The organism is Acinetobacter sp. GN11 (assembly GCF_054823985.1).
The window spans coordinates 1-3,675 of record NZ_JRVL01000154.1 but is presented as its reverse complement, the minus strand read 5'-3'; the positions used below and the strand labels follow the sequence as shown (position 1 = coordinate 3,675).

General features: G+C 41.0%; 4 protein-coding genes. 3 read left to right on the top strand and 1 reads right to left on the bottom strand.

Going from position 1 to position 3,675, the window contains the following annotated elements:
• The 3 genes from NL42_RS13685 to NL42_RS13675 form a co-directional block, all read left to right on the top strand.
• On the top strand, window positions 1–803 hold an 803-nt coding region (locus NL42_RS13685; RefSeq protein WP_461313146.1), incomplete at its 5' end, for an energy transducer TonB.
• 24 nt (window positions 804–827) lie between these two features.
• Complete coding sequence (locus tag NL42_RS13680; protein ID WP_461313145.1) at window positions 828–1,562, top strand: MotA/TolQ/ExbB proton channel family protein; 735 nt, start codon at window positions 828–830, stop codon at window positions 1,560–1,562.
• The gene (locus NL42_RS13675) at window positions 1,562–1,966 is read left to right on the top strand and encodes an ExbD/TolR family protein (RefSeq protein WP_001018517.1); all 405 of its coding nucleotides are present in this window, start codon (window positions 1,562–1,564) and stop codon (window positions 1,964–1,966) included. Before NL42_RS13680 ends, NL42_RS13675 begins: the two co-directional genes overlap by 1 nt.
• A 63-nt stretch (window positions 1,967–2,029) precedes the next feature.
• Here the strand turns inward: NL42_RS13675 and NL42_RS13670 are convergent, their stop codons facing one another.
• A complete protein-coding gene (locus NL42_RS13670) occupies window positions 2,030–3,613 on the bottom strand; it encodes an ABC transporter substrate-binding protein (protein WP_461313144.1) in 1,584 nt (527 codons plus the stop codon).
• Window positions 3,614–3,675: the final 62 nt, after the last annotated feature.

Below are 3,675 nucleotides of genomic sequence, written 5' to 3'. Positions count from 1 at the left end.
ATAAGCGGGCTTTGCTCTTTGAGCAATATGCAACAGTTGGAGCCTCAACTGAAATTGCAGATCCGTTTGCACGGCATGATCAAGAAGCCATTCAACCTGCTCCGGAGAAGTTGAATAAAGTACTGATTGCAATTATTGCCGTTGCTTCAGCACATCTTGGAATTTGGTATATCGCAAAACAATTACCAACACCGGCTTTAGACATTCATAAACCCGAACCTTTGGTGATTGAAATCGTAAAACCGGTTGAACCACCTAAAGTGATTGAACCCAAAATCCCACCGATTACTGAAAAACCTAAAGTTCCACCTGTGGTGGAAAAACCCAAGCCAACTCCTAAACAAGTTGAACAGCCAAAACCTGTTCAAAAAAATGTGGAGCAACCTAAGCCTGTTGCAAAAACAGTAGCTGAGCCAACCCCACAAAAAGTGGCAGAACCAGTGGTCACAAAAGAAGTAGTCGCAGAACCGGTTAAAAAAGTTGCTGAGCCTGTAAAAGCTTCAGATGACAACTTGTCGGTAACTGAAGCCAAAGGTTATGCCGGATATCTCAGTAACCCTGCACCTGAATACCCTGAACAAGCTTTAGAACGTGGTTGGGAAGGCTCAGTCATTTTACGGGTCAAAGTATTAGCAAATGGCAGCCCGGATACAGTCAGTGTCAAGCAAAGTAGTGGCAAGAAACTTTTAGACAGTGCTGCCGTAAGAACAGTAAAGCAATGGAAATTTTCACCTGCGCTAAAAGGGAAAACCCCTGTAGAAGGCTGGGTTGATGTTCCAATTCATTATCAATTACCGAAATAAAATTTAAATTAAGAGGATATTTTCATGTCAGATATTAATTCATTGATTCATGACGGCACGATCTGGTTATTAGTTGCTTTCTCAATTGTGACTTGGGTGTTGATTGTGGTTAAAGTGGTCCAGACGCAGCGAGCGACAAAACAAAGTAAGCTTTTTGTAGAAGAGTTTTGGAAAGCAAAAAATTTATCAGATGCAGTAACTAAGTCTGAACTTGGTGAAGGCCCAGCAGCACGAGTGGCTAACACTGGTTTTCAGACTTTAATTGAAGCAGATGAAAAGACACATCAAGACTTACAAAACAGTTGGAGCCGTCAGGACTTATTAGAACGCCATTTAAGTAAACAAGTTCTAACTGAGCGCCGCCAATTAGAAAAAGGTTCGGCTTTACTGGCTTCTATTGGAAATAATGCCCCATTCATTGGTCTGTTCGGTACAGTATTTGGGATTATCCATGCATTACAAGCGATTGCTCATTCAGGTAATGCAAGCATGGATGTCGTGGCTGGACCAATTGGAGAGGCGCTGGTTGCAACGGGTATTGGTATTGCAGTTGCTGTACCTGCGGTACTTGCCTATAACTACTTTGTGCGTAAAGTAAAAACAATTGGCGCAGATCTTGATGATTTTGCAACGGACTTCGTGAGTCTAAATCAAAAAGCAGGATTCCAACTACCAACTGCAAAAAAGGGTACGACTGGTAATACGGCGCTAAAAGATAATTCTACTAAAGAAGTGAAAGAGAAAGGAGTGTTTGCATAATGGCAATTTCTACCTCTCAAGAAGACGATGTCGTCAGTGAAATTAATATTACGCCGCTAGTCGATGTCATGTTGGTTTTACTCATCGTATTCATTGTGACAGCTCCTTTGTTAACAAATACGGTAAAAGTGAACTTACCAAAAGCGGCTCCAACTCAATCGACAGATCAAAACAAAGCTGTGGTGATTAGTGTAAATCCACAAGGTGAAATATTCCTTGATAAAGATAAGGTGACACTTGCGAATTTTGAACAAGAAATAAAGTCACGTAAAAGCAGTAACCCTAAACTAGCATTAAACTTAAATGCTGATGAGACCGTACCTTATGGAACAGTTGCAAAATTATTGGCAAGTATTGAACGTGTAGGCGTAGATAAACTTTCTGTGATTACCGTGCCTAAATAATTATACCTCCGTAAAAAAAGCTGCTTCGGCAGCTTTTTTTTATGGTGAGTTTACAGATGAGTATTAAGCTTTCCAGAGTTTTTCAAAACGCCATGTCGGAAAAATTGTATGTTCAGGAGCTAAACCACCAATATTTTTAGCTGCCGCATCAATCGTATGGCTAAATCCCCAAATGAGCATTCCACCACGTTCATGTTGAATTTTTTGTGCTTGCGCTAAATAGATTTTACGTTTGGCTAAATCAGGCTCTGCCAGCGCTTTAAAAAATAACTCACTATATTCCGGGTCTTTAAAGTTCACACGATTGGTCGTAGAAATTGGGGCATCGTTAACAACGGCCGTTGATAAATATGGTGTGCCGACATTGGTCGCATTACTCGATAGCTGCCACTTACTGCGGTCAGGGCCATTAAACGTTGCAAAATCCACTTGTTTAACTCGAATATTCACATTGGCTTGTTTTGCTTGCTCGGCAAAAATTAATGCAGGTTGAGCGCTACTCACTGGGGTAACAAGCTCTACACTCAAACCATCTTTAAAACCTGCTTGCGTTAATAGATTTTTTGCCTCGGCAATATTTTGTTGGCGCTGCGGCAAATTAAGAAAGGCAGGGTCTTGCGGCGAATAAAGATCGTTGGCGATTCGACCTTGTCCATTTAAGCCTCGTTGTACCAACTCTTCTCGGTTTGCAATCAAACGAAATGCCTGACGCACTCTAGGGTCATTAAACGGCGCTTGTTGAGTATTAAAGTCAAAACTATTATGCGTATTGGTCGCAGAGCGTATGGTTTGAATGTGTTTTGCTTGCTCCAAAATTTTAATATATTCGGGAGAAATCGCATTTGCTACATCAATTTGCCCAGCCAATAAAGCATTTAATCGAGAGACCTGATCTTTAAAATCAATCACTTCAAAACTATCTGCATAAGGTTTGTCTGCTTTAAAGTAATTATTAAAACGGGTAAAAACAGAACGTTGCCCCGGAATAAACTCTTTGACTTTATATGGACCAGCTCCGACTGGATTATGAATAGGGTCGAAGTCAGTCGGTACAATTCCTCCAAAGTTTACCCAAGTTTCGGGCAATGCAACAAAGCCGGGAATCGTACTAATAAAAGGAATACGAACCGTGTATTCATCTAGTTTTTGAATACGATCTCGGTCAATCCACTGCACCAGATTACGAAATGGTGAAGCGAGTTTAGGGTCTGTTAGGCGTTTAACTGAAAAAATCACATCATCAGCAGTAATGGTTTTACCGTGATGAAATTCTAAGCCTTTGCGTAAACGGATGGTCCATTCACTTGCATTATGATTAGGTTCTGCAAACTCCGCTAAAGCAAGTCGGGGCAGCATATTTTCATCCCATTCCCATAACTTATTATAAATAGCGAAACCTCGTGTAATACCACTTCCCGATGCTGAAAGATGAGGATCTAGACTGCCTGATTGTTGTCCTCCAATCAGCCCCAAGCGTATAACACCTCCATGCTTAGGCGTTGCTGAAGAGGCACTTTTTGATTCGGTACTATTATCTGGAGAGGGGCCACAGCCCGATAAACTGCCCAATAAAGAGACGCCACCTAGCGCCGTGAGACTTTGTGTTAAAAATTTTCGACGTGATAACTGAAATGTTTGATTTGTCATTATAAATACCTGATTAGATCTTCATCCTCTAAGGTATTGCAGAATAAATGCCAATATTTTTA

What these genes read in the sequence shown, in the direction of transcription:
- NL42_RS13680 (WP_461313145.1), top strand. Translation starts at nt 828, where the DNA reads ATGTCAGATATTAATTCATTGATTCATGACGGCACGATCTGGTTATTA.
- NL42_RS13675 (WP_001018517.1), top strand. Translation starts at nt 1,562, where the DNA reads ATGGCAATTTCTACCTCTCAAGAAGACGATGTCGTCAGTGAAATTAAT.
- NL42_RS13670 (WP_461313144.1), bottom strand. Translation starts at nt 3,613, where the DNA reads ATGACAAATCAAACATTTCAGTTATCACGTCGAAAATTTTTAACACAA.